1 protein-coding gene is annotated in these 1,228 nt (G+C 65.7%); it reads left to right on the plus strand.

The window, feature by feature from the left end:
• Positions 1 to 529, plus strand: a 529-nt coding sequence (locus ACDP63_RS24910) for a transposase (RefSeq protein ID WP_409928860.1), incomplete at its 5' end; no start/stop codon positions are given.
• Positions 530 to 1,228 lie beyond the last annotated feature (699 nt).

Genomic DNA, 1,228 nt, shown 5'->3' on the forward strand with positions numbered 1-1,228 from the left:
TCGGGGTGGGCTGACGACCAAGATCCATGCTGCGGTGGACGCGCCTGGCCTCCCGGTCCGGTTCGCGATCACGCCGGGCCATTGGGCCGACAGCCCGCAGGCCGAGGGGCTGATCCGCGGCCTTGCGGGCGTCGGCCATGTCATCGCCGACGCCGGATACGACACCGAGGCGTTGCGCCGCTTCATCGCCGGCGACCTGCGCGCCACCGCACAGATCAAGCGCAACCGAAGCCGCGCCGGAAGCCGACCGCNGGGCGTCGGCCATGTCATCGCCGACGCCGGATACGACACCGAGGCGTTGCGCCGCTTCATCGCCGGCGACCTGCGCGCCACCGCACAGATCAAGCGCAACCGAAGCCGCGCCGGAAGCCGACCGCTGGATCGGACGCTCTCCGGGGAACGCCACCTTGTGGAGTGCTTCTTCAACCGCCTCAAACGATTCCGCCGGATCGCGCTCCGATGCGAGAAAACCGTCGCCTCCTTAAAGGCATTCGTCGACCTCGCCTGCGCAATGGCAGCGATCGCCTAAATGAAGACACCGCCTAGGCCGGGGCGAAGATGTTCTTGCCATCATCGATGTTTCGATCCACGCCCCCGCGAAGGGGGCGACCGTCATAAGCACCGCAGTATCCTTGCGGACCGATTGCGGGTTTCGATCCACGCCCCCGCGAAGGGGGCGACTCATGGGCAACTGGTTCTGACCCGGCCCTAGCGCAGTTTCGATCCACGCCCCCGCGAAGGGGGCGACCCGTCACCGGGCACAAGACGCTCACGATGGTCCAGTTTCGATCCACGCCCCCGCGAAGGGGGCGACATGTTCCGGGGGTGTGGGACGCGCCCGAAAGGCTGTTTCGATCCACGCCCCCGCGAAGGGGGCGACATGACAGACTCCATGGGACGCCTGGCATCATAGCAGTTTCGATCCACGCCCCCGCGAAGGGGGCGACAGCAGCCGCGCCGGTATTTGCGGCCGCAGAAACGTTTCGATCCACGCCCCCGCGAAGGGGGCGACGCGCGCATGTCCGAATGGGTCCAAAAGACATTCGAGTTTCGATCCACGCCCCCGCGAAGGGGGCGACATGTTCTCATGCGGCGAGATGGAATCAGCCTGGAGTTTCGATCCACGCCGGCTCTGTTGCACAAATCCTGTGAGGGATTCATCTTGTGAATCCAGTATGGTAGCTGGAGGGCATGAGCAGACCCACACCCCCCGCATACAAGACCAGGA

This window comes from Paracoccus sp. P2, from assembly GCF_046335115.1.
Lineage (GTDB): Bacteria > Pseudomonadota > Alphaproteobacteria > Rhodobacterales > Rhodobacteraceae > Paracoccus > Paracoccus pantotrophus.